The organism is Flavobacterium sp. YO12, assembly GCF_004119495.1.
Classification (GTDB): domain Bacteria; phylum Bacteroidota; class Bacteroidia; order Flavobacteriales; family Flavobacteriaceae; genus Flavobacterium.
In genome coordinates this window covers 45,145-67,912 of the sequence record NZ_NRQU01000016.1, presented here as the reverse complement: position 1 = coordinate 67,912, position 22,768 = coordinate 45,145, and the positions used below count along the sequence as shown (strand labels likewise).

Annotated in this window: 27 protein-coding genes; 1 reads left to right on the top strand and 26 read right to left on the bottom strand. The window is 32.7% G+C overall.

Translation table 11 applies throughout. The annotated features are described in order from the left end of the window. Positions 1 to 8: 8 nt before the first annotated feature. The 9 genes from BOW55_RS07520 to BOW55_RS07480 all read right to left on the bottom strand — a co-directional run bounded on the left by BOW55_RS07520 (position 9) and on the right by BOW55_RS07480 (position 9,451). Positions 9 to 431, bottom strand: coding sequence for an adenylyltransferase/cytidyltransferase family protein (locus BOW55_RS07520; RefSeq protein WP_129023607.1), 423 nt, complete (start codon positions 429 to 431; stop codon positions 9 to 11). A gap of 9 nt (positions 432 to 440) precedes the next feature. Beyond that, positions 441 to 1,754 carry a nucleotide sugar dehydrogenase gene (locus BOW55_RS07515; RefSeq protein ID WP_164975012.1) on the bottom strand — a complete coding sequence of 438 codons (1,314 nt, stop codon included), beginning with the start codon at positions 1,752 to 1,754 and terminating at the stop codon, positions 441 to 443. 272 nt (positions 1,755 to 2,026) lie between these two features. Beyond that, complete coding sequence (locus BOW55_RS07510) at positions 2,027 to 2,491, bottom strand: UpxY family transcription antiterminator (RefSeq protein WP_129023606.1); 465 nt, start codon at positions 2,489 to 2,491, stop codon at positions 2,027 to 2,029. An 85-nt stretch (positions 2,492 to 2,576) separates the two neighbouring features. After that, positions 2,577 to 3,968, bottom strand: a complete 1,392-nt coding sequence (locus tag BOW55_RS07505) for a UDP-glucose 6-dehydrogenase (protein WP_129023605.1) — start codon at positions 3,966 to 3,968, stop codon at positions 2,577 to 2,579. A 22-nt stretch (positions 3,969 to 3,990) separates the two neighbouring features. Continuing rightward, entirely contained in the window at positions 3,991 to 4,974 is a 984-nt protein-coding gene (locus tag BOW55_RS07500; RefSeq protein WP_129023604.1) for an SDR family oxidoreductase, read from the bottom strand. Between the two features lie 9 nt (positions 4,975 to 4,983). Further along, positions 4,984 to 7,434 carry a polysaccharide biosynthesis tyrosine autokinase gene (locus BOW55_RS07495; protein ID WP_129023603.1) on the bottom strand — a complete coding sequence of 817 codons (2,451 nt, stop codon included), beginning with the start codon at positions 7,432 to 7,434 and terminating at the stop codon, positions 4,984 to 4,986. 15 nt (positions 7,435 to 7,449) lie between these two features. Next, on the bottom strand, positions 7,450 to 8,241 hold the full coding sequence (locus BOW55_RS07490) for a polysaccharide biosynthesis/export family protein (RefSeq protein ID WP_129023602.1): 792 nt from the start codon (positions 8,239 to 8,241) through the stop codon (positions 7,450 to 7,452). A 65-nt stretch (positions 8,242 to 8,306) separates the two neighbouring features. Next, complete coding sequence (gene recR, locus BOW55_RS07485; RefSeq protein ID WP_089055314.1) at positions 8,307 to 8,927, bottom strand: recombination mediator RecR; 621 nt, start codon at positions 8,925 to 8,927, stop codon at positions 8,307 to 8,309. Between the two features lie 158 nt (positions 8,928 to 9,085). After that, a complete protein-coding gene (locus tag BOW55_RS07480; RefSeq protein ID WP_089055315.1) occupies positions 9,086 to 9,451 on the bottom strand; it encodes a CoA-binding protein in 366 nt (121 codons plus the stop codon). Positions 9,452 to 9,604: 153 nt separating this feature from the next. Between BOW55_RS07480 and BOW55_RS07475 the strand changes: the two genes are divergently transcribed. Then, complete coding sequence (locus BOW55_RS07475) at positions 9,605 to 10,234, top strand: MarC family NAAT transporter (protein ID WP_129023601.1); 630 nt, start codon at positions 9,605 to 9,607, stop codon at positions 10,232 to 10,234. 79 nt (positions 10,235 to 10,313) lie between these two features. Here BOW55_RS07475 and ctlX read toward each other — a convergent pair whose 3' ends face one another. From ctlX to rplR, 17 genes are all read right to left on the bottom strand, one after another. Further along, the gene (gene ctlX, locus BOW55_RS07470; RefSeq protein ID WP_129023600.1) at positions 10,314 to 11,249 is read right to left on the bottom strand and encodes a citrulline utilization hydrolase CtlX; all 936 of its coding nucleotides are present in this window, start codon (positions 11,247 to 11,249) and stop codon (positions 10,314 to 10,316) included. Between the two features lie 69 nt (positions 11,250 to 11,318). Beyond that, the gene (locus tag BOW55_RS07465; RefSeq protein WP_129023599.1) at positions 11,319 to 12,233 is read right to left on the bottom strand and encodes a dimethylarginine dimethylaminohydrolase family protein; all 915 of its coding nucleotides are present in this window, start codon (positions 12,231 to 12,233) and stop codon (positions 11,319 to 11,321) included. 63 nt (positions 12,234 to 12,296) lie between these two features. After that, positions 12,297 to 13,574, bottom strand: coding sequence for a citrate synthase (locus BOW55_RS07460; RefSeq protein ID WP_089055319.1), 1,278 nt, complete (start codon positions 13,572 to 13,574; stop codon positions 12,297 to 12,299). Positions 13,575 to 13,729: 155 nt separating this feature from the next. Beyond that, positions 13,730 to 15,022, bottom strand: coding sequence for a phosphopyruvate hydratase (gene eno / locus BOW55_RS07455; RefSeq protein ID WP_089055320.1), 1,293 nt, complete (start codon positions 15,020 to 15,022; stop codon positions 13,730 to 13,732). Positions 15,023 to 15,123: 101 nt separating this feature from the next. After that, positions 15,124 to 16,242, bottom strand: coding sequence for a glutamine-hydrolyzing carbamoyl-phosphate synthase small subunit (gene carA, locus BOW55_RS07450; protein WP_129023598.1), 1,119 nt, complete (start codon positions 16,240 to 16,242; stop codon positions 15,124 to 15,126). A 243-nt stretch (positions 16,243 to 16,485) separates the two neighbouring features. After that, the gene (rplQ, locus tag BOW55_RS07445; protein WP_031456031.1) at positions 16,486 to 16,977 is read right to left on the bottom strand and encodes a 50S ribosomal protein L17; all 492 of its coding nucleotides are present in this window, start codon (positions 16,975 to 16,977) and stop codon (positions 16,486 to 16,488) included. A gap of 62 nt (positions 16,978 to 17,039) precedes the next feature. Then, positions 17,040 to 18,032 carry a DNA-directed RNA polymerase subunit alpha gene (locus BOW55_RS07440; RefSeq protein ID WP_008464329.1) on the bottom strand — a complete coding sequence of 331 codons (993 nt, stop codon included), beginning with the start codon at positions 18,030 to 18,032 and terminating at the stop codon, positions 17,040 to 17,042. 21 nt (positions 18,033 to 18,053) lie between these two features. Continuing rightward, positions 18,054 to 18,659, bottom strand: a complete 606-nt coding sequence (rpsD, locus tag BOW55_RS07435; protein ID WP_029272055.1) for a 30S ribosomal protein S4 — start codon at positions 18,657 to 18,659, stop codon at positions 18,054 to 18,056. An 89-nt stretch (positions 18,660 to 18,748) separates the two neighbouring features. Then, complete coding sequence (gene rpsK, locus BOW55_RS07430) at positions 18,749 to 19,132, bottom strand: 30S ribosomal protein S11 (RefSeq protein WP_053470832.1); 384 nt, start codon at positions 19,130 to 19,132, stop codon at positions 18,749 to 18,751. An 8-nt stretch (positions 19,133 to 19,140) separates the two neighbouring features. Continuing rightward, entirely contained in the window at positions 19,141 to 19,515 is a 375-nt protein-coding gene (rpsM, locus tag BOW55_RS07425; RefSeq protein ID WP_089055322.1) for a 30S ribosomal protein S13, read from the bottom strand. Between the two features lie 2 nt (positions 19,516 to 19,517). Beyond that, on the bottom strand, positions 19,518 to 19,634 hold the full coding sequence (ykgO, locus tag BOW55_RS07420; RefSeq protein ID WP_002987490.1) for a type B 50S ribosomal protein L36: 117 nt from the start codon (positions 19,632 to 19,634) through the stop codon (positions 19,518 to 19,520). A 12-nt stretch (positions 19,635 to 19,646) separates the two neighbouring features. Next, positions 19,647 to 19,862, bottom strand: a complete 216-nt coding sequence (infA, locus tag BOW55_RS07415; RefSeq protein WP_007136545.1) for a translation initiation factor IF-1 — start codon at positions 19,860 to 19,862, stop codon at positions 19,647 to 19,649. Positions 19,863 to 19,869: 7 nt separating this feature from the next. Next, entirely contained in the window at positions 19,870 to 21,216 is a 1,347-nt protein-coding gene (secY, locus tag BOW55_RS07410; RefSeq protein WP_089055323.1) for a preprotein translocase subunit SecY, read from the bottom strand. A gap of 13 nt (positions 21,217 to 21,229) precedes the next feature. Further along, entirely contained in the window at positions 21,230 to 21,682 is a 453-nt protein-coding gene (rplO, locus tag BOW55_RS07405; RefSeq protein WP_026982954.1) for a 50S ribosomal protein L15, read from the bottom strand. An 11-nt stretch (positions 21,683 to 21,693) separates the two neighbouring features. Next, positions 21,694 to 21,876: a 50S ribosomal protein L30 gene (gene rpmD, locus BOW55_RS07400; protein ID WP_056068811.1), complete on the bottom strand. Its 183-nt coding sequence runs from the start codon at positions 21,874 to 21,876 to the stop codon at positions 21,694 to 21,696. Between the two features lie 11 nt (positions 21,877 to 21,887). Further along, positions 21,888 to 22,412 (bottom strand): 30S ribosomal protein S5, encoded by a 525-nt coding sequence (gene rpsE, locus BOW55_RS07395; protein ID WP_085950926.1) that lies wholly within the window; start codon positions 22,410 to 22,412, stop codon positions 21,888 to 21,890. Between the two features lie 3 nt (positions 22,413 to 22,415). Beyond that, positions 22,416 to 22,766: a 50S ribosomal protein L18 gene (gene rplR, locus BOW55_RS07390; protein ID WP_129023597.1), complete on the bottom strand. Its 351-nt coding sequence runs from the start codon at positions 22,764 to 22,766 to the stop codon at positions 22,416 to 22,418. Positions 22,767 to 22,768 lie beyond the last annotated feature (2 nt).

The following is a 22,768-nucleotide window of genomic DNA, read 5'->3' as shown; positions in this document are numbered from 1 at the left end:
TTTGTAAATTATATTTTTTTCAATTGCTTTTCAGCAACTTCTTTTCTAAGATTACTACTTGAAAATCGGTGATCTCTCCCATTAAAATACAACGTTATCCCTTTTTGTTCACAATACGCACGTCCTGTGAAATTTTTATCACGATACTCATCACCTATAATACGAACATCAATCTTAAACGAACGTAAAATATCTTCCAAATCCTGCTCCGATGCATAAGGTACAATTTCATCAACAAACTTACAGCCTTTTAACTGTATGTATCGTTCCACTACGGTTTGAGAAGGACTATTTTTTTCAGGACGATCCAATGTTGGGTCCGTTTGCAAGCCTACAATTAAATAATCACATTCTCTTTTTGCTTCTTCTAACATTTTAATATGTCCTGCATGTAGTAAATCAAATGCACTAAAAGTTATTCCTACTTTCATAATTTTAAATTATAGTCTATTATCTGCTAATATTCCTAATACTCCTTTTACATCATATATTAAACTATTATCCTTTTGCAATTCTGAGAAATTTAATTCTAAAAATGCAGCATGTGCGACACCTAAAACAATAGCATCAAATTTCTCTGTCGGCAAAGAATCTATAGTTTCTAATTTATATTCTTTCTCGACCTCTTCAACATTAGCTAAAGGGTCGAAAATTATAACTATTATCCCGTATTCTTTTAATGCCTTTACAACATCAACAATCTTTGTATTCCGAACATCGGGACAATTTTCTTTAAACGTAATTCCAAGCATTAACAGATTTGCTCCATTTACAGAAATTCCTTTCTTTATCATGAGTTTCACAATCTGTGAAGCTACATATTCTCCCATACTGTCATTTAAACGTCGTCCTGCCAAAATTATTTCAGGATGATATCCAAATTCTTGTGCTCTTTGCGCTAAATAATAAGGATCTACACCAATACAGTGCCCTCCAACAAGTCCTGGCTTAAATGGTAAAAAATTCCATTTTGTTGCTGCTGCAGCCAATACTTCTTGCGTATCAATATTCATTAAATTGAATATTTTGGCTAATTCATTAACAAATGCAATATTTATATCTCTTTGAGAATTTTCGATAACTTTAGCTGCTTCTGCAACTTTAATGGATGGAGCTAAGTGAGTCCCTGCCGTAATTACAGATTTGTAAAGGGCATCAACTTTTAAACCAATTTCAGGTGTTGAGCCAGAAGTTACTTTTAAAATTTTTTCAACAGTATGTTCTTTATCGCCTGGATTAATTCTTTCTGGTGAATATCCTGCGAAGAAATCTTCATTAAATTTTAATCCTGAAACTCTTTCTAAAACCGGAACACATTGCTCTTCTGTAACACCTGGATAAACTGTCGACTCGTAGATTACGATATCTCCCTTTTTTAATACTTTGCCAACCGACTCGCTTGACTTATATAATGGTGTTAAATCTGGACGATTGTTTTTATCGACTGGCGTAGGGACAGTTACGATGAAGTAATTACAATTTGAAATATCCTCGAGTGAGTCTGTGCAGAATAGACCAATTTCATTAGAAGGTTTATCTAACAGTACTTTTTTTAAAGTATCAACATCGACTTCCAAAGTTGAATCAATTCCTGAGTTTAAACTTTCAACCCTTGATTTGTTTATATCAAACCCAACAACTGAGTATTTTGTAGCAAATAATCTAGCCAGTGGCAAGCCAACATAACCTAAACCGATAACAGCTATTTTTATGTTTTCTTCCAATTCTACTCTTTTTTCATAAGTTTCATTCATCACAAATCACGGCTTCGCCACTCTGAACCACATAGTTTTGGCACAGATACTCTAATTTCATTTTCGGCAAATATAAGATAATAAGTCAATTTATTCAATACGGTTTCCCGTAATACTAATAAATCTGACAAATAAAAAACCTCACCACTTTTCAAACAGCTACAAATCAACCTGTAAGAAATTCTATTTCAAAAAAAGCAGCAGATAAAACTTCATTTTTGAAGTTTCAACTCCCGCTTTTCAGTATTTGATTGTTTAACTTACAACCTATTCTACTTGTACTTAATCTTCAATACACAACCTAAAGATTCAAGAACCAAAATATAATGAGTATTCGATACTTCTTGTACAATTGCACTTTGATTACTAAAAGCCCCAGATTCCAACTTTATACGGTCTCCAACTTGAATTGAACTCACAGAAACTTCAGCAATATTAGAAGCTTTAAGACTATCTTTAATACTTTTAATTTCCTCATCCCTAACAATAGCAGGCTTACCCAGCCAAAACAAATACCTGACTACTCCTGCAATTTGAAAAACAGAATTACGATCACCTTCCTGTAATTGTACAAAAACATACGAATTAAAAAGTGGCACTTCAATTTTCTTCTTTCTGTCTGACCATTGTTTCACTTGAGTAATTATAGGACAATAACACTCAATCCCAATTTGAGTGAGCTTTTCTGCTACCTTTTTTTCCCACTTAGGTTTTGTATATACTACGTACCAATTCATAATTTTTCTTTAAACCGAAACAAAATATTCAAAACCAACATTTATATTCATTATCTTCTATTCTTACCTCTATTCGAATACTCAATTAAGAACCAATTCCTTTATATATAAAACCTATTGTTTCTAATTCTTTTGCGTTTAATATATTTCTACCATCAAAAACAAAAGCAGGCTTATGCATAGAATCATAAATTCTCTGCCAATTGTAAGCTGTAAATTCATCCCATTCGGTTAAAACCGCAATAGCATGTGCTCCCTTGCAAGCGTCGTAAGCGTCGTCAAAAACAGTTAAAGCAGTATTATTTTCTTCTGCAGTTCTTGTTTCTAGATAATTTAAATCACTCAACATTTTACTTTGTGAGACTTTAGGATCAAAAACTGAAATTTTGGCTTGCTCATTAATTAAGTCATCTGCCACATAAATAGCCGCAGATTCTCGAGTATCATTGGTATCTTTCTTGAATGCCCAGCCTAAAAATGCAATTTTCTTGTCTGCAACTGTATTGTATAGTGTTTGAACAATTTTATTTGAAAATCTTCTTTTTTGATGATCATTCATAATAATAACCTGCTCCCAATAATCTGCTACTTCATTTAAGCCGTACGACTTTGCGATATAAACCAAGTTCAAAATATCTTTTTGAAAACAAGAACCTCCAAAACCAACTGATGCTTTAAGAAATTTTGATCCAATTCGGCTGTCCATACCAATTGCTCTTGCAACTTCATTAACATCCGCACCTGTTTTTTCACATAGCTCTGATATTGCATTTATTGATGAAATACGTTGTGCCAAAAATGCGTTTGCTGTTAATTTTGATAATTCTGACGACCAAACATTTGTCGTTAAAATCTTGTCTTTACTTACCCAATTTGCATAAACATCTACAAGAGCATTAATTGCAGCTTGACCTTCTGCAGTCGTATCTCCTCCAATTAAAATTCGATCTGGATTTAATAAATCTGTAACAGCTGTTCCCTCAGCTAAAAACTCAGGATTTGACAATATTTGAAACTGAACTCCATTTCCTGTATTATCTAAAATACTTTTTATTGCTTCGGCTGTTCGAACTGGCAAAGTAGACTTTTCTACCACTATTTTATTTTGCTTAGCCACCTTTGCAATTTGTCTGGCGCATAATTCAATATATTTTAAATCTGCCGCCATTCCTTTACCTTTACCATAGGTTTTGGTTGGTGTATTTACCGATATAAAAATAACCTGAGCTTCATCAATTGCTTTTTCAACTTCTGTTGAAAAGAAAAGATTTCTTCCTCTAGCTTCAGCAACAATTGCCGAAAGTCCCGGTTCATAAATTGGAATATTCTCTGTATTTGGATCATTCCAATCTTTAATTCTTTGTTCGTTCAAATCAACAACTGTAACTTGAATATGTGGACATTTTTGTGCAATTACAGCCATTGTAGGCCCACCTACATATCCGGCACCAATGCAGCAAATTTTCGTAACTTCCATTTACTATTTTATTTTCTATATTTTATTTTAAATTATTCCAATACCAGCTTACTGCTTCTTTTAATCCTTGTTGCAAAGAGAATTTCGGATTATATCCTAATATGTTTTTTGCTTTTTCTATACTGGCTAATGAATGAGGTATATCACCCGCTCTATTTACTCCATATACAATTTCAACATCAGCAATCTTGACATCATACTCAGATAAATATTCTTTTAAATACTTAACCAAATCATTCAATGTATTTCGATCTCCAAAAGCAGTATTATAAACTGTATTTAAAGCCTTTTCATCCTGAGCCGTCATAGCCAATTCATTCATCTGAATTACATTATCAATATAGGTAAAATCTCGTGAATAATTACCATCACCATTAATTACTGGACTATCATAATGCATTAACTGGGTCACAAATTTAGGTATAACAGCCGCATAAGCACCATTTGGATCTTGTTTTCTTCCAAAAACATTAAAATAACGCAATCCTATAGTTTCTAAACCATATGTTTTACTAAAAATTTCTGCATATAATTCGTTTACATATTTAGTAATTGCATATGGAGATAATGGCTTCCCAATGACATCTTCAACTTTTGGAAGACCTTCAGAGTCTCCATATGTAGAAGAGCTTGCCGCATAAATAAAACGTTTTACTTTTGCATCTCGAGAAGCAACTAACATATTTAAGAAACCTGAAACATTTACATCATTTGCTGTAATGGGGTCATTTATAGATCTTGGAACAGAACCTAGTGCTGCTTGATGCAAAACATAATCAACTCCCGCAACTGCCAAATTACAATCTGCAATATTCCTAATATCTCCTTCGATTAATCTGAAGTTTGGATTCTCTAAAAAATCTTTTACATTGTGACGATGACCTGTTGAAAAATTATCCAAACAAACCACCTTATGTCCCAATCCTAAAAAATACTCAGATAAATTTGAGCCAATAAAACCCGCTCCACCAGTTATTAAAATTGTATTTTGACCTGTAGTTTTCATATGCTGTAATTATTTTTTCTTAAATTTATTAGAAATTGCACTCCAAATTCCATTCTTCTTCTCTTCATCATGATATCCATTGGCATAAGCACCATAGCCGTAACCATATCCATATGTTGAACCATATTTAGCTTTATTTTCGTAGCTGTTCAAAATAATACTGGCGTTACTTATCTCACCTCTTTCGATTCTATTATTCAGCAACGTAATCATATCTTTTTTAGTATAGTTTTGTCTGACAATATACAAAGTAACATCAGCATATTGAACTAATTCTAGAGCATCTGATACCAAACCTACAGGAGGCGTGTCTAGAATAATGTAATCGTACTTTTTCTTTAACTCCTCAATCAATTCCTTCATTGAATCACTTAAAATCAACTCAGAAGGATTTGGCGGGATAGGCCCTGAAAGAATTACATCTAAATTTGCGATTTGCGTTTTATTTACAATTTCATCAAGTGTATTTTGTTTTATTAAATAACTTACTACACCCAACTGAATATTCTCTAAATTAAACTCATCAGCCAATTTCGGTTTTCTTAAATCCAAACCAACAATAACTGTTTTCTTTTCACTTAATGCAAATACTGTCGCAATATTTATCGAGCAAAATGTTTTTCCTTCACCACTTATAGACGAAGTAACCATCAGTGTTTTCGAACCACTTACTTGTTGCTTTTTATACAAAAACTGTAATGAAGAGCGAATTCCTCTGAAAGCTTCTGATAGAGCAGATTTTGATTTATCAAAAACTGCTAGATTTACAGCGTCTTTATTAACTCCTATAATCCCAATTATCGGAATAATTGTCAATTTACTAATATCCTCAATGTTTTGAATAGAATTGTTCACAAAAAAAATCCCCAACAAAAATAATAAAGGAATCAATATACCTAAAAACAATGCTAATATATAATTTGCTGAAGTTTTTGGACCAATTAATCCTTCGCCAATATCTTTTGCCGGGTCAATAAAATGAATATCTGATAAATTTGATGCTTTTACAATTTCTGCTTCATTTCTTTTTTGAAGAAATTCAGTATAAATATTATCATTTAAATCGTATTTCCTTTTAATTTTTAATAATTCCTGCTGCTCCTCAGGAAGTCTTTTAACAGTATTTTGAGCCTGACTTATTTTGGTATTTACTAACGCCAAATCATTTAATAATAAAGCTTTTGCAGATGATACATTTTCAAGCAAAACACTTTTTACGGCCTGCATTTGGTTATCAAAATCTTTAAAAATCTTATCACTTTTTACCGCATATGCCATTTCTGAACGCTGTGTCGAAAGCATAATAAGCTTTGAAATATTAGCAACAATATTCGGGTCTTCGATTCCAGCAACTGAAGGAGCTGGAAGCTTTGAATAATCAGTACTATTGTTCAAATACGTTTTTAAAGAATTATAATAAGAGATTTTTCTGGTGAGTTGATCTTTTTCAACATCAAAATCCATTATTTTATTTGAGACTTTTATCCCGCCGTCTTCAATATTATATATATTTTTATCTTTTCTAAAAGATTTTAATTCATTACCCGTTTCTTTCAATTGAAGTTCCATTGCAACAAGCGTACTATCGATAAAAGCTATTGTATTGTTAGCAAATTGATTTTTACCATCGAGCTGCATTTTAATCAACATTTTCACTGTCGAATTTAAATATTCAACCATTCTTGCTTTATTTGTACCCTGCATCCCTAAGGTCAATATAGAGCCGCCACCTTTATCACTATCAATGCTTATTCTTTTATAATTTGATACCGTACCGTCAAAGTCATTAAACTTTACAAAATATTCTTTCCCTTTATAAAAACCTGGATTGTCATTAATTTGTAATTTCCAATTTAAAAAAGGCAAAGCTACATGCTCTCCAACTTTATATTTTTTTACAAATGTAACTGGCTCCACAGAGGTAGTTTCGTAAGAATTATTAGAGTATGTAATTAATGAAACTGAATTATTTTCAAAAGGAATTTCAATTTGATATTCAGTTTCGCTTAAAAATTTAATTGCTATTAAAGTATTAGCAAGCTGCCCTTTCGTTTTATCAATACTTACATAAAAAGGAACAGCACCATAAGAGTCTATTAAATTGTATTTTCCTTGTTCTAAATAGTCAATATAAAACTGCAGTTTATCAACTACCAGCTCATTATGCGATCTTGACAGCAGGACTGTAGAAACTCCATTAACCTGATCCGAAATACCTCCCCAATTAAATACCAAACTTGTATTTGAAGTAAAAAAGGGATTTCTTTCTTCCTTAATAGAGATCATTGTCTCTAATTCATATATTTTTTCTTTTCGAATATTAACCTGATATGCAACTGTGAAAGCGATTATTAAACTAGTCAGAAACCACTTCCAATAACTTGCAATTTTTAACAAAAAATCTTTAAAATCAAAACTTGTATGATTCTCAAAAATGGAAAAATCTTTTACATCTAGCATCTACTGAATTAAGTTTTAATTTTTTATAATTAAATAAACCGTAGTTGCCAATGACAATAAGGTAATAATTGTTCCAATAGATTGTATTCCTGTTTGACCAGTTCCCCAAGTTTTTTGTTTTAACGGCTTGACATATATGTAATCATTAGGCTGTAAATAATAATAAGGCGACTTCATTACGTTTTTATCCGTCAAATCAATATCATTCATCTGAACACCTGTTGGAGTCTGACGAATAACGGTTACTGATTTTCTGTTTCCAACAGTTGTAATATCACCTGAATTAGCAATAGCCTCCATGATATTTACATGATCTTGAAATAATGTCTTTGTTCCTGTACTTCCCACTTCACCATTTATAGTGTATCTAAAACCTGCTAATTTTACGGTTACAAAAATATTGGCAGCACTTTTAAAATACTCTTCAAGCAGTTGTTTTTCGATTTTAATTCGAACTTCTTCCAGAGTATAACCTATTACATTAATTTCTCCCAATATAGGCATTCGGATATTCCCATGATCATTAACCGTAAAACCATCAAAATACAACGATGATTCAGATTTTACAACATCCACATTATTTTCGGTTGTATTAAAAATCGACACCAGCTTAGGATCAATTGCTTTTATGTTAATTTTTAAAATATCATTTACTTGGAGCCGATAAGGTTTTGATTCTACAACTGCAACTTTACTTTGTTCAATAGATATGTTTTTATCTTGCAGATAAGTAAGGTCTTTTACAGGAATACAAGACGTAAATAACACATTCAACATTAACACTATATAAAAGAACTTTCTTGTCATTATTTTTTTTATCAACAAATATAGCTCTTCCTACAATTTTATCAATAAAATTAACAAGAATTAACTTAATTATTTTTAAATGTTTTTTCGAACGGAACTCGATGCAAAATACTTCTGCCTAGTGTAATCTCATCGGCGTATTCCAATTCATCTCCAACAGATATTCCTCTTGCAATTGTCGACAAAACGATTTCCGAATCGGCAATTTGCTTATAAATATAAAAATTCGTTGTATCTCCTTCCATTGTTGAGCTTAATGCAAAAATAATCTCGATTACTTTCCCCGATTTTACTTTTTCGACCAAACTAGAAATATTTAACTGACTAGGTCCAACTCCTTCGATTGGAGAAATTTTACCGCCTAATACATGATAAATCCCTTTATATTGTCCTGTATTTTCAATTGCCATAACGTCGCGAATATCTTCGACTACACAAATTGTCTGATGGTTTCTCAGTTGATTTGCACAAATTTCACAAACCTTTGTATCAGAAATATTATGACAGCTTTCACAAAATTTAATATCCTCACGCATATTTATCAAAGCTTGAGACAAAAAGCCTGTCTGCTCTTTAGGCTGCTTTAATAAATGAAGTACCAATCGCAATGCCGTGCGCTTACCTATTCCCGGCAATTGCGACATTTCATTGACTGCTTTTTCTATTAATTTTGATGAAAATTCCATGATGACAAAAGTAATGGTTTACTAATTTTTGGAAAAACTAAATCCGATATTTATGAATATCTATTAACTTTTCTAATATTATTTACGTCTCAAATAAACAACATACCAAAGATGGTCAGAGTTAAAACGTTAAACAACTCTATTAAGCACTAAAAAAACTAGTATTGATTTGTAGCCAATAAAACTAATGTACAAGCAACTTCTGCTTTTATATTATTTAATTCTAACAATTGATACAATTCAGGATTTTCGGTTCCAGGATTAAAAACTACTCTTTTCGGCTGCGCTTCGATAATATAATTATAATAATCGCGCTGACGAGCAGGATTTAAATAAAGAGTAACTGTATCTATATTCTTAACAGGTATAGCTTTAGTATAAATTTTCACACCCGCAACTTCACCAGTGTTTTGACCAATTGCCAAAACGGTATGTCCTTTTTGAACGAGCATATTTATCGCTTTAAAAGCGTAACGTTCTGGTTTTGTAGTTGCTCCCAGAACTAATGTTTTTTTGTTTTTCATTGAATTTAAAATAGGACACAAAAGTAATTAAAAAGAATGAGCTTAGCTTTATGATATTGATTTAGAATTACTACTATTAAAAACAATATCATAATGTTATTATGTTTCAGAATACCAAATTTTGATTATTTTTACTCCACTAACCCACACTATATGGATTTATTCATTTATTTATTTGCCGCTCTTTTTTCTGTATTAAACCCAATTGGTACTGTTCCAATTTTTGTTGGCTTAACGCAGCATGATACTCAAGAGGAGCGTTCTCGGATTTCGCTATGGACTGCAATAAATGTTTTTATCATTTTAATCGTTTCCTTTTTTATTGGTCAATATGTCTTAAGCTTTTTTGGAATCAGCATTGATGCGCTTCGGATTGCTGGAGGTATTGTGATTGTAAACTCGGGATTTTCATTACTTTCTGGAAAAATTAATAAAAAACGAGGAATCAACAAAAAAGTTGAAACCGATGCCCAACAAAGAAACGATGTTGCACTTACTCCATTAGCGATTCCGATGCTTGCTGGCCCAGGTTCTATTTCATTATTGATTGCATTTTATCAAGAACATCAGGAAATGACCGAAATTATCATTTCATGTCTAGCTATTCTAGCAATTGCCGTTGCCATTTTTTTAATTTTAAAAAGCGCACATTATCTAGCACGAATACTTGGCGCATCAGGAATTGTAGCAATCTCAAGAATTGTAGGTTTTATAGTTATCTCGATCGGAATTCAATATATTGTAAGCTCAATAATAAACATTGTAAAAGGAAATCTAATGTAACTTTCGGCTTGAAATACATCAAAAAAGGGATAAAAACAAAAACTGTTTTTATCCCTTTTTTTTAACTTTAAGGTAATTTTTATTCTCTTGGCAAAAACACTTCAGCCATCATACATCGTGCACTTCCACCACCGCAAGCTTCAATGGTATCTAAACTAGAACTTAAAATCTCTGCATGCTTCTCTAATTGCTCAATTTGCTTAGGAGTTAAACTCTGATGTGCCGAAGCACTCATTACGATATATTTCTTATCGTTTGTTCCTCTAACTTCTAACATATTGCCTGCAAAATTATTCACTTGAGCTTCTGTAATTAAAATGATTTCTTTTTTATCAGCTTTCAAATTCTCAAGAACCATTTTACGCTCTTTTTTATCATCTATAGAATCTGCGCAAATTACAGCAAAGGTTTCTCCCAAACACATCATAACATTAGTATGATAAATTAACTTGCGTTCACCGTCAACAGTTTGGAATGCTTCAAAAATTACGGGAGCATAATCAAAATCTTCACAGAATTCTATAAACAATTCTTCATCAGCGCGAGGAGATAAAGCACAATATGCTTTTGCATTGGCACGATCTAAAAGTAGACTTCCAGTTCCCTCTAAAAAATAACCATCATCTTCTGCAGAAGTGTAATCCATTATATTAGAAATTTCAAATCCCTTTTTTTCAAGGATATCTAAAATATCTTCGCGACGTTCCTGACGGCGATTTTCAGCAAACATAGGATAAAGTGCGACATCGCCATTTTCATGAAACGAAACCCAGTTGTTTGGAAAAATACTATCTGGAGTATCAGTTTCTAAAGTATCCTCTATAACTGTAACATCGACTCCTACTGCTCTAAGTTTTTCTACAAAAGCATCAAACTCCTGTTGTGCTTTTGCGTTTACTGTACTTGGTAAAAGTCTATCTAACACTTTTTGATAATAATTATTTACAGCGGTCTGCTCATTCATTCTGAACGCAACCGGCCGAATCATCACAATTGCATTTGTTGTTTGTTTCATTTTTTATATTTTGTTTCAGGTTTTATGTCAGGTTAAGAAAAACTTGAAACCTGAAATTTAAAACGATATTTAATCTCTAATTAATGGCAAAGTTGAACATCTTAACAATCCTTCTTGTTTTGCAATTTCAGCATAAGGTATTTCTTCAACAATAAATCCGTTTGCTCGAAGCCAATTGTTTAGTCGTGTGAAGTTTTTCTCGGAAACCACTACATTTTCATCAATTGAAAACACATTAGAAAACATATTATACATTTCATTTCTTTCGATATGAAATAAATTTTCTTTTCCAAAAAGATTGACTAGATAAGTGTAATCCGCTTCCTCGCGGAAACCTCTTTTGTAGATAATTCCTTTATTTTTCCCTACAGGCTGAAAACAGCAATCTAAATGTAAGGCGTTATCACGAGCCTCAAGTTTTGATTTAACTAAATCAAATTCCTTGACAATTTTATTAGGAAACAACTCTTTAATAAAATTTACACCTTGCATATTGGTTCTTGCAGTAATGTAATCTTTGTAATCACTTCCTTTATAAGTCCCTATAAAAATATGATCATTCCAAAGCATAACATCCCCTCCTTCAATATGCACTTCTTCAGGCGGACGAACCACTTTTAGAGGATCTATTTGATCAATTATGTATTGAATCGCATCTAATTCACGCTCTCTATCAGGTAAAATATTTGATTTAACAAAAGTATCATCAATTACAAAACCAATATCTCTCGCAAAGATCTGATTGTAATTTTCAATCATTTCTGGGCGATAAACTTTTACATCATACTTTTGAAAAACAGCATTAAAAGCTTCCATTTCAGCAACCATATCTTTTTCAACCGGATATGTCCCTGCTTTAATATGTTCCAATGATTTAGGATCATAGGCTTCATCTAAAGTTGGAGTTGGCCCATTATGAACCGCAGAACCCAAAACTACGGCCCGCAGTCTTGAAGTTTCGTTCTTTATATTTAATTGCAACATAATTCTATTATATTTTAAACAAAGATAAAAAAAGCTTTACAGTTAAGTAAAGCTTTAGTTTTTTTATTTATTAGACTTGAAGTCTCTTAAAGGGTGTCCAGTATAAATTTGTCTAGGCCTTCCAATTGGTTCTTTGTTTTCACGCATTTCTTTCCATTGTGCGATCCATCCTGGCAATCTTCCAATTGCAAACATTACTGTAAACATATCTGTAGGAATTCCTAATGCTCTGTAAATAATTCCAGAATAGAAATCTACGTTTGGATATAAGTTTCTTGATTTGAAGTATTCATCTTCAAGAGCAGCTGCCTCTAATTTTTTAGCAATTTCAAGAATTGGATCTTCAACACCTAAAGTTTCTAAAACTTCTTTAGCTGCTTTTTTAATGATTCTTGCTCTTGGATCAAAGTTTTTATAAACTCTATGACCAAATCCCATTAAACGGAAAGGATCATTTTTGTCTTTTGCTTTAGCTAAGAATTTATCTGTGTCACCACCATCTTTATTAATTTCTTCTAACATTTCAAGCACTGCCTGGTTTGCGCCACCATGAAGCGGCCCCCATAATGCTGAAACACCTGCAGATATAGAAGCAAATAATCCAGCATGAGACGAACCTACCATTCTTACAGTTGAAGTAGAACAGTTTTGCTCGTGATCTGCGTGAAGAATAAACAACTTATCTAATGCATCAACTACAACAGGATTTGCTGAATAAGGCCCTGTAGGCAATTTAAACATTAATTGCATAAAGTTTTCTACATAACCCTGTGTATTATCATAATAATTCAATGGGTAACCCATCGATTTTCTATAAGTCCAAGTAGCAATTACAAGGAATTTACCCATTGTTTTGCAAATCGCCTCGTACATTTCTTTCTCATTCTCAACGTTTACTGCTTTTGGATTAAATGCTGTTAAAGCACTTGTCAAAGCAGATAAAACTCCCATTGGATGAGCTGTTTTTGGAAAACCATCAATGATATTTTTCATTTCTTCGTTTACCAAAGTATGTTTTTTGATACCATTTTCAAACTGCTCCAATTGTTGAGCAGTTGGTAATTCGCCAAAAATCAAAAGATAAGAAACCTCTAAAAAGTTAGCTTTTTCAGCTAAGTCTTCGATTGAATATCCTCTGTAACGCAAAATCCCTAATTCTCCATCCAAGAAAGTGATTTCACTTGTACAAGATCCAGAGTTTTTATAACCTGGGTCAATTGTAATAACACCAGTTAAATCACGTAATTTGTTAATATCGATAGCAGATTCATTTTCGCTTCCAGTAATTACAGGAAGTTCAATTTTCTTACCATCTACTTCTAATGTAGCTATTTTTGACATAATATAATCGGAAATAATTCTTTAAAATAATAATTTATCAAATCTAAGGAATTTAAGACTAATTAAAAAAAGAATCCTGCTATGAATTTGTTAAAACTCCAAAAAAAACCATTCGAACAAACGAATGGTTTAATCTTAACATATAACTCTTACAATTATTTTATCTTGAAAGCGTTTAAGCCAGGGAAATAAGCAGTACTTCCTAATTCCTCCTCAATTCTTAATAATTGGTTGTATTTTGCCATACGATCTGAACGAGAAGCTGAACCAGTCTTAATTTGACCACAGTTTAATGCAACAGCTAAATCAGCAATTGTATTATCTTCTGTTTCTCCAGAACGATGAGACATCACTGAAGTATATCCAGCATTTTTAGCCATATTTACAGCAGCAATAGTTTCTGTCAAAGTACCAATTTGGTTTACTTTAACTAAAATTGAATTTGCAATTCCTTTTTCAATACCTGTAGACAAACGAGCAACGTTTGTAACAAATAAATCATCACCTACTAATTGTACTTTGTCTCCAATTTTTTCAGTTAAGTATTTCCATCCATTCCAATCATCTTCATACATACCATCTTCGATAGAGATAATTGGATATTTAGCAGCAAGTTCAGCTAAATAATCAGCTTGCTCTTCAGAAGTTCTGATTTTTCCAGTTTCACCTTCAAATTTAGTATAATCGTATTTTCCGTTTACATAAAATTCAGAAGCCGCACAATCAAGAGCGATCATAATTTCGTCTCCAAAAGTATAACCCGCTTTTTCAACTGCTAATTTAATAGTATCTAAAGCATCTTCAGTACCACCAGCTAAGTTTGGAGCAAAACCTCCTTCATCACCAACAGCTGTACTTAAACCTCTGTCGTGTAATACTTTTTTCAAGCTATGGAAAATTTCAGTTCCCATTTGCATAGAATGTGTAAAAGAAGTTGCTTTTACAGGGAAAATCATGAATTCTTGGAATGCGATAGGCGCATCAGAGTGAGAACCACCGTTGATGATATTCATCATCGGAACAGGTAAAGTATTAGCAGAAACTCCACCTACATATCTGTATAATGGCAACCCAAGTTCATTAGCAGCAGCTTTTGCAGCAGCAAGAGAAACTCCTAAAATTGCATTAGCTCCTAATTTTGATTTATTTGGAGTTCCATCTAAATCAATCATCAATTGGTCAATTGTGTTTTGTTCAAAAACAGAAGTTCCAACTAATTCTTCAGCAATAACAGTATTTACATTATTCACTGCATTCAAAACTCCTTTTCCAAGATAAGCTTTACCTCCATCACGTAATTCAACAGCTTCGTGCTCTCCAGTTGATGCTCCAGATGGAACAGCAGCTCTACCTAAAACTCCGTTTTCAGTTACTACATCAACTTCAATAGTAGGATTTCCTCTAGAATCAAGAATTTGTCTTGCGTGAACTTTAATTATAATACTCATTATTTTTATTTTTTTATTAATAAATTATATTTTTTTTCGAAATTATAAAAATATTTAATACTTAAAACGTATTTAAAATAATAAACACCTTTATTTATTAACTACATCGTTTTAGACGAAGCTGATTCTATATTCTCAACAAACTGATCGAACAAATAAGAAGAATCATGTGGTCCAGGACTAGCTTCTGGATGATATTGTACTGAAAAACAATTTTTAGTTTTCATTCTCATACCCGCAACAGTTCCGTCATTTAAATGTACATGTGTAATCTCCAATTCTGGGTGATTTTCTAATTGCTCTTTCTTAACTGCAAATCCATGATTCTGAGAAGTAATCTCTCCTTTACCAGTTAAAATATTTTTAACCGGATGATTAATTCCTCGGTGTCCATTAAACATTTTATAAGTTTCAATGCCATTAGCAAGACCAATTACTTGATGTCCTAAACAAATTCCAAATAAAGGTTTATCGTTTGCAAGAATTTGTTTTGCAACTTCAATTGCTCCAAAAAGTGGATCTGGATCACCAGGTCCGTTTGACAAGAAATATCCATCTGGATTAAATGATGCTAAATCCTCATAAGTAGAATTGTATGGAAAAACTTTTATGTAACAGTCTCTCTTAGCAAGATTTCTCAAAATATTCTTTTTAATTCCAAGATCTAAAGCCGAAACTTTATACTTAGCATTCTCTTCTCCAAAATAATACGGTTCAGTTGTTGACACTTTAGAAGCCAACTCTAATCCTTCCATATTTGGAACATCAGCTAATTCTTTCTTCAAGTCTTCTATAGAAGTTCCATCAGTACAAATAACAGCATTCATAGCACCATTATCACGAATATAACTAACAAGAGCTCTAGTATCTACATCAGAAATACATATTAGATTTTGTTTCGCGAAATAATCTTCTAAACTCTCAGAAGCTCTTTCTCTTGAAAAGTTAAAGCTAAAGTTTTTACAAACTAAACCAGCTATTTTAATGCTTTCAGACTCTATCTCTAAATCATTTACACCATAATTACCAATATGTGCATTAGTAGCCACCATTATTTGACCAAAATAAGAAGGATCTGTAAAAATCTCTTGATACCCAGTCATTCCAGTATTAAAACATACTTCACCGAAAGTTTTACCGCTAATACCGATAGATTTTCCATGAAAAATAGTTCCGTCACTAAGTAATAAAATGGCGCTTTGTCGTGTTGTGTATTTCATTCTTTAATTTGTATTGTTTTTAATCGTATTATGAAACCTTTAAAGTTTCACTTGTAATTAGATATTTTGCAAATTTACTTCTTTAAAAGAGTGCTGCCAAGATTTTTTAAAAATTTCATTAATAAAAATAAAACCAAGACATTTAAAAAAGTTAAATTTTAATTTCCTCTAAAAAAATCAAAAAAAAAGGATAAACTAAAAATTAGTTTATCCTTGATTTCTATAGAATCATTACTTTCATAATTATTCAGAAGCTTCAGTAGTCGTTTCTGATTCAGCAGCAGGAGCTTCTGGAGTAGTCTCCTCAGCTTTTTTAGCTTTACCACCACGACGGCTTTTTGCTTTTTTAACTTCTTTTTTACCACCATTGTAAAGTTCATTGAAATCTACAAGTTCGATCATTGCCATATCAGCATTATCTCCCAAACGATTTCCAACTTTAATGATACGAGTGTATCCACCTGGACGGTCACCAACTTTAGCAGCTACGTCTCTGAACAAATCAGTTACAGCATATTTACTACGTAAGTAAGCAAAAACAATACGACGATTGTGAGTCGTATCTTCTTTTGATTTTGTGATTAAAGGCTCAACAAATTGTTTAAGCGCTTTAGCCTTAGCAACAGTAGTGTTAATACGTTTGTGCTCAATAAGAGAACAAGCCATATTAGCTAACATAGCTTTTCTATGTCCAGTCTGTCTGCTTAAGTGGTTGAATTTTTTTCCGTGTCTCATGACGTGTTTTTTTTATCTTCATCTTGCTACAATCCGCTATGGAGAGCAAAATATGAAGTAAATTATTCTTTATCTAATTTGTATTTAGCTAAATCCATTCCGAAAGTTAAATTTTTAACTGCAACAAGTTCGTCAAGTTCAGTTAAAGATTTTTTACCAAAATTACGGAATTTCATTAGGTCATTTTTATTGAACGATACTAAATCACCAAGTGTATCAACTTCAGCCGCTTTCAAGCAATTTAATGCTCTCACAGATAAATCCATATCAACAAGCTTAGTTTTAAGCAATTGTCTCATATGCAATGACTCTTCATCATACGATTCTGTTTGTGCAATTTCGTCAGCCTCAAGTGTAATTCTTTCGTCAGAAAACAACATGAAATGGTGAATTAAAACTTTTGCAGCTTCAGTAAGAGCATCTTTTGGATTAATAGATCCATCAGTTTTAATTTCAAAAACCAATTTTTCGTAATCTGTTTTTTGCTCTACACGGAAGTTTTCAATTGCATACTTTACATTTTTTACCGGAGTAAAAATAGAGTCAGTAAAAATTGTTCCAATTGCAGCATTCTGTTTTTTGTTCTCCTCAGCAGGAACGTATCCTCTACCTTTTTCGATTGTTAAATCGAAGTTCAATTTGATTTTAGAATCTAAATTACAGATAACAAGGTCTGGATTCAAAACTTGGAAACCTGAAATAAATTTTTGAAAATCACCTGCTGTCAATTGATCTTTACCAGAAACAGAAATAGTAACTGATTCATTATCGATATCTTCGATCTGACGTTTGAAACGTACTTGTTTTAGATTAAGGATAATTTCGGTAACATCTTCAACAACACCTGAAATAGTAGAAAACTCATGATCTACACCTTCGATACGAACAGATGTAATTGCATAACCTTCTAATGCTGAAAGCAAAACTCTTCTAAGTGCATTACCAACTGTCAATCCATAACCAGGTTCTAAAGGTCTAAATTCGAATTTACCTTCAAAATCGGTTGAATCGATCATGATAACTTTATCGGGCTTTTGAAAATTAAATATTGCCATAAATTTCGACTAAGTCAATTATTATTTGTTGTACAACTCTACGATTAATTGTTCTTTAATGTTTTCTGGAATTTGAAGTCTTGCAGGTACAGAAACAAAAGTTCCTTCTTTAAGATCATTGTTCCAAGTAATCCATTCATAAACATGACTTGAATTTGATAAAGAACGTTCGATAGCTTCTAAAGATTTAGATTTTTCACGAACTGCAACTTTATCACCAGGCTTAAGGTGATAAGAAGGAATATTTACAACCTCACCATTAACAGTAATGTGTCTGTGAGATACTATTTGACGAGCACCTCTTCTAGATGGAGCAATTCCCATTCTAAAAACAACATTATCTAATCTTGCTTCACATAATTGTAATAAAACCTCACCAGTTACTCCTTTAGTTGCTGATGCTTTTTCGAATAAATTTCTGAATTGTTTTTCTAAAATTCCGTAAGAATATTTAGCTTTTTGCTTCTCCATTAACTGAACAGCGTACTCAGATTTTTTTCCTCTTTTTTTAGCCATCCCGTGTTGTCCAGGTGGGTAATTTCTTTTTTCGAAAGATTTATCATCTCCGAAGATTGCTTCGCCAAACTTACGAGCGATTCTTGTACTAGGACCAGTATATCTTGCCATTTTAAATTGTTTAAGATTGAGATTATGAATTCAGGTCTTATCCTTCGATAATCTATATTCAATCTAGGTTATACTATAATTTTTGAGTATTAAACTCTACGTCTTTTAGGAGGACGACATCCGTTGTGAGGCATTGGAGTAACATCGATAATCTCAGTAACTTCAATTCCACCGTTATGAATAGAACGGATAGCAGACTCACGTCCGTTTCCTGGTCCTTTTACATAAACTTTTACTTTTTTAAGTCCAGCTTCAAGAGCTACTTTACTACAATCTTCTGCTGCCATTTGAGCTGCGTACGGAGTATTCTTTTTAGAACCTCTGAAACCCATTTTTCCAGCTGAAGACCAAGCAATAACTTCACCTTTCTTATTTGTCAAAGAAATAATAATATTGTTAAAAGTAGAAGAAACATGAGCTTCACCCGTTGATTCAACGATAACTTTACGTTTTTTTGCAGTTGCTTTAGCCATATTACTTATTATTTAGTTGCTTTTTTCTTGTTAGCAACAGTTTTTCTTTTTCCTTTTCTAGTTCTAGAGTTGTTTTTAGTTCTTTGACCTCTTAATGGAAGACCAGATCTATGACGAATTCCTCTATAACAACCAATATCCATTAAACGTTTGATGTTCAAAGAAACTTCAGAACGTAATTCTCCTTCAATTTTGAATGCTCCAACAGCTTCACGAATTGCTCCGATCTCGTCATCATTCCAATCTTGAACTTTTTTATCTTGGCTAACTTGAGCTTTTTCTAAAATCTCAATAGCTCTACTTTTTCCTAATCCGAAAATATAGGTAAGTGCAATAACACCTCTTTTGTTTTTTGGGATATCTACCCCTGCTATTCTTGCCATAATTATCCTTGTCTTTGTTTAAATCTAGGATTCTTTTTGTTTATTACGTACAATCTCCCTTTTCTACGCACGATAATGCACTCGGCACTTCTCTTTTTTACTGATGCTCTAACTTTCATAGTGAATATCCTTTAATATCGATAAGTAATTCTTGCTTTTGACAAATCGTAAGGACTCATTTCTAGTTTCACTTTATCACCAGGTAATAATTTGATATAATGCATACGCATCTTTCCAGAAATATGAGCAATTACAATATGTCCATTTTCTAACTCCACACGGAACATCGCATTTGATAATGCTTCAATGATTGATCCGTCTTGTTCTATTGCTGATTGTTTTGCCATAAATATATTAAGCTACTGCTTTTCTATTTTTACCAGTCTTCATTAAACCATCATAATGCTTGTTTAACAAGTATGAATTGATTTGTTGAATAGTATCTATTGCAACTCCAACCATAATTATTAATGAGGTACCTCCAAAAAACATTGCCCAAGATTGTTGTACATCCATAATACTTACAACAATAGCTGGGAACACAGCAATCAAAGCAAGGAATAAAGATCCTGGGAAAGTTATTAAAGACATCACTTTATCAAGAAACTCAGAAGTTTCAGCACCTGGACGAACGCCCGGAATAAAACCACCGCTTCTCTTTAAATCATCAGCCATCTTGTTAGTAGGTACGGTAATTGCAGTATAAAAGAATGTAAATACAATAATTAAAGTTGCAAAAACAAAATTATACCAAAAACCAAACATATTACTAAATGCACCAACAATTGATTGTGATGTATCTGATTTAGACAATCCAGCTACAGCTGCAGGGATAAACATAATTGCCTGAGCAAAAATGATTGGCATAACTCCAGAAGCATTAAGCTTTAGAGGAATCCATTGTCTATTACCGCCTGCCAAATCTTGCTCATAATCTCCAGTTGTAGTACGACGAGCGTATTGAACCGGGATTCTACGTACTGCCATTGTAAGCAATACACAAGAAATGATTACCAATAACCACACAATAATTTCAATAACTAACAACATTGGACCTCCATTGTTATTGGTAACTCTCGTTGTAAACTCTTGTATAAAAGCTTGTGGTAAACGAGCTAGAATACCAACCATAATTAATAATGAAATTCCATTTCCAATACCTTTATCTGTAATTTTCTCACCCAGCCACATAGCAAAAATAGTACCAGTTACTAAGATGATAACAGACGAGAACAAAAATTCAGGAGAATTAAAGCCTAGTAGAAATGCACTACTAGGCAATGTTCTGTATAAATTATAGATATAAGTTGGACCTTGAACCAGTGTAATAGCTATAGTCAACCAACGAGTGATTTGATTAATCTTTTTTCTACCACTTTCTCCATCGTTCTGAAGTTTTTGCAAATATGGAATCGCAATTCCCATTAACTGAACAACAATAGATGCAGAAATATAAGGCATAATACCTAAAGCAAAAACTGAAGCTTTAGAGAAAGCACCTCCTGTAAACATGTCTAGGATAGATCCTAAACCATTTTTAGTTTGTCCCGCTAAACCTGTTAATTGAGTTGCATCAATTCCAGGAAGCGTAACGTGTGCACCAAAACGATATACTAAAAGCAACCCTAATGTAATTAAGATTCTGTTTTTCAGTTCTTCGATTTTCCAAACATTACTTATTGATTCAATAAATTTCTTCATCTTAATAGATAAGTTATATAGTTACAGCTTCTCCACCAGCAGCTTCAATAGCAGCTTTTGCAGTAGCAGTAAATTTGTGGGCAGTTACTTTTAATTTTGCTTTCAATTCTCCTCTACCTAAAATCTTAACGATTTCATTTTTGGTAGCTAGACGATTTGCTACGAAATCTGTCATAGAAACAGAATCAGTAATCACACCATTGTCTACTAACAATTGAAGCGTATCTAAATTAACACCTTCGTATTCTTTACGATTGATGTTTGTGAAACCAAACTTAGGCACACGTCTTTGAAGTGGCATTTGCCCTCCTTCAAAACCAATCTTTTTAGAATAACCAGAACGAGATTTTGCTCCTTTGTGACCTCTTGCAGCAGTGCCACCTTTTCCAGAACCTTCTCCTCTACCTAATCTTTTATTTTGATTGTGTGTAGATCCTTCAGCAGGTTGTAAGTTACTTAAATTCATAACAGTATTTGTTATTTAGCTTCTTCTACAGAAACTAAGTGTTTAACTTTGTTTATCATCCCAAGGATAGCAGGATTTGACTCATGCTCCACAACTTGTCCCATTTTACGTAGACCTAAAGCTTCTAAACCTCTCTTTTGAGAAAGAGGACAGTTGATCTTGCTTCTTACTTGTTTTACTAATAATTTAGCCATAATTTCCTTGATTAACCTTTAAAAACTTTTTCTAAAGAAACTCCTCTTTGTTTTGCAACAGTATGAGCGCTTCTCATTTGTAATAAAGCATCAAAAGTTGCTTTAACTACGTTATGTGGATTTGATGATCCTTGAGATTTTGATAATACGTCGTGAATACCTACTGATTCAAGAACTGAACGAACAGCTCCACCAGCAATAACTCCTGTACCATGAGAAGCAGGAATTAAGAATACACGTGCACCACCAAATTTTCCTTTTTGTTCGTGAGGAACTGATTGCCCATTCAAAGGAATTTTTACTAAATTTTTCTTAGCATCTTCTACTGCTTTCGCAATTGCTTCAGAAACGTCTTTAGATTTTCCTAATCCATGACCAACTACTCCATTTTCATCACCTACAACTACAATAGCAGAAAAACCGAAAGCTCTACCACCTTTTGTAACCTTAGTAACACGATTAACACTTACCAGACGATCTTTAAGTTCAAGACCACTTGGTTTTACCAATTCTACATTTTTGTATTTAGACATAATATATTAGAATTTAAGTCCAGCCGCTCTTGCGCCTTCTGCTAATGATTTAATACGACCGTGATATAAGTATCCACCTCTATCAAAAGTGATGGTTTCAATCCCAGCTTTTAACGCTTTCTCTGCAACTAATTTTCCAACAGCAGCAGCGATTTCAACGTTAGTACCTTTTCCTATTTCTTTTTCTCTTGAAGATGCAGCTAATATAGTAACTCCATTTACATCATCAATAAGTTGAGCGTAAATTTCTTTATTACTTCTAAATACAGATAGTCTTGGGTTAGCAGCACTACCACTAATCGATTTTCTAATTCTGAATCTAATTCTCTGTCTTCTATCAGATTTTGTTAATGACATAA

Bases quoted from the DNA above. Each gene is read 5' to 3' on its own strand.
- rpsD (WP_029272055.1), bottom strand. From the start codon at position 18,659: ATGGCAAGATATACTGGTCCTAGTACAAGAATCGCTCGTAAGTTTGGC.
- BOW55_RS07460 (WP_089055319.1), bottom strand. From the start codon at position 13,574: ATGTCAAAAATAGCTACATTAGAAGTAGATGGTAAGAAAATTGAACTT.
- rpmD (WP_056068811.1), bottom strand. From the start codon at position 21,876: ATGGCTAAATTATTAGTAAAACAAGTAAGAAGCAAGATCAACTGTCCT.
- recR (WP_089055314.1), bottom strand. From the start codon at position 8,927: ATGGAATTTTCATCAAAATTAATAGAAAAAGCAGTCAATGAAATGTCG.
- BOW55_RS07480 (WP_089055315.1), bottom strand. From the start codon at position 9,451: ATGAAAAACAAAAAAACATTAGTTCTGGGAGCAACTACAAAACCAGAA.
- rplR (WP_129023597.1), bottom strand. From the start codon at position 22,766: ATGTCATTAACAAAATCTGATAGAAGACAGAGAATTAGATTCAGAATT.
- ctlX (WP_129023600.1), bottom strand. From the start codon at position 11,249: ATGAAACAAACAACAAATGCAATTGTGATGATTCGGCCGGTTGCGTTC.
- rpsK (WP_053470832.1), bottom strand. From the start codon at position 19,132: ATGGCTAAAGCAACTGCAAAAAAACGTAAAGTTATCGTTGAATCAACG.
- BOW55_RS07490 (WP_129023602.1), bottom strand. From the start codon at position 8,241: ATGACAAGAAAGTTCTTTTATATAGTGTTAATGTTGAATGTGTTATTT.
- BOW55_RS07495 (WP_129023603.1), bottom strand. From the start codon at position 7,434: ATGCTAGATGTAAAAGATTTTTCCATTTTTGAGAATCATACAAGTTTT.
- BOW55_RS07475 (WP_129023601.1), top strand. From the start codon at position 9,605: ATGGATTTATTCATTTATTTATTTGCCGCTCTTTTTTCTGTATTAAAC.
- secY (WP_089055323.1), bottom strand. From the start codon at position 21,216: ATGAAGAAATTTATTGAATCAATAAGTAATGTTTGGAAAATCGAAGAA.
- rplO (WP_026982954.1), bottom strand. From the start codon at position 21,682: ATGAATTTAAGTAACTTACAACCTGCTGAAGGATCTACACACAATCAA.
- BOW55_RS07500 (WP_129023604.1), bottom strand. From the start codon at position 4,974: ATGAAAACTACAGGTCAAAATACAATTTTAATAACTGGTGGAGCGGGT.
- BOW55_RS07505 (WP_129023605.1), bottom strand. From the start codon at position 3,968: ATGGAAGTTACGAAAATTTGCTGCATTGGTGCCGGATATGTAGGTGGG.
- BOW55_RS07465 (WP_129023599.1), bottom strand. From the start codon at position 12,233: ATGTTGCAATTAAATATAAAGAACGAAACTTCAAGACTGCGGGCCGTA.
- carA (WP_129023598.1), bottom strand. From the start codon at position 16,242: ATGAAATACACAACACGACAAAGCGCCATTTTATTACTTAGTGACGGA.
- BOW55_RS07510 (WP_129023606.1), bottom strand. From the start codon at position 2,491: ATGAATTGGTACGTAGTATATACAAAACCTAAGTGGGAAAAAAAGGTA.
- BOW55_RS07520 (WP_129023607.1), bottom strand. From the start codon at position 431: ATGAAAGTAGGAATAACTTTTAGTGCATTTGATTTACTACATGCAGGA.
- ykgO (WP_002987490.1), bottom strand. From the start codon at position 19,634: ATGAAAGTTAGAGCATCAGTAAAAAAGAGAAGTGCCGAGTGCATTATC.
- rplQ (WP_031456031.1), bottom strand. From the start codon at position 16,977: ATGAGACACGGAAAAAAATTCAACCACTTAAGCAGACAGACTGGACAT.
- rpsM (WP_089055322.1), bottom strand. From the start codon at position 19,515: ATGGCAAGAATAGCAGGGGTAGATATCCCAAAAAACAAAAGAGGTGTT.
- eno (WP_089055320.1), bottom strand. From the start codon at position 15,022: ATGAGTATTATAATTAAAGTTCACGCAAGACAAATTCTTGATTCTAGA.
- infA (WP_007136545.1), bottom strand. From the start codon at position 19,862: ATGGCAAAACAATCAGCAATAGAACAAGACGGATCAATCATTGAAGCA.
- BOW55_RS07515 (WP_164975012.1), bottom strand. From the start codon at position 1,754: ATGAATGAAACTTATGAAAAAAGAGTAGAATTGGAAGAAAACATAAAA.
- BOW55_RS07440 (WP_008464329.1), bottom strand. From the start codon at position 18,032: ATGGCAATATTTAATTTTCAAAAGCCCGATAAAGTTATCATGATCGAT.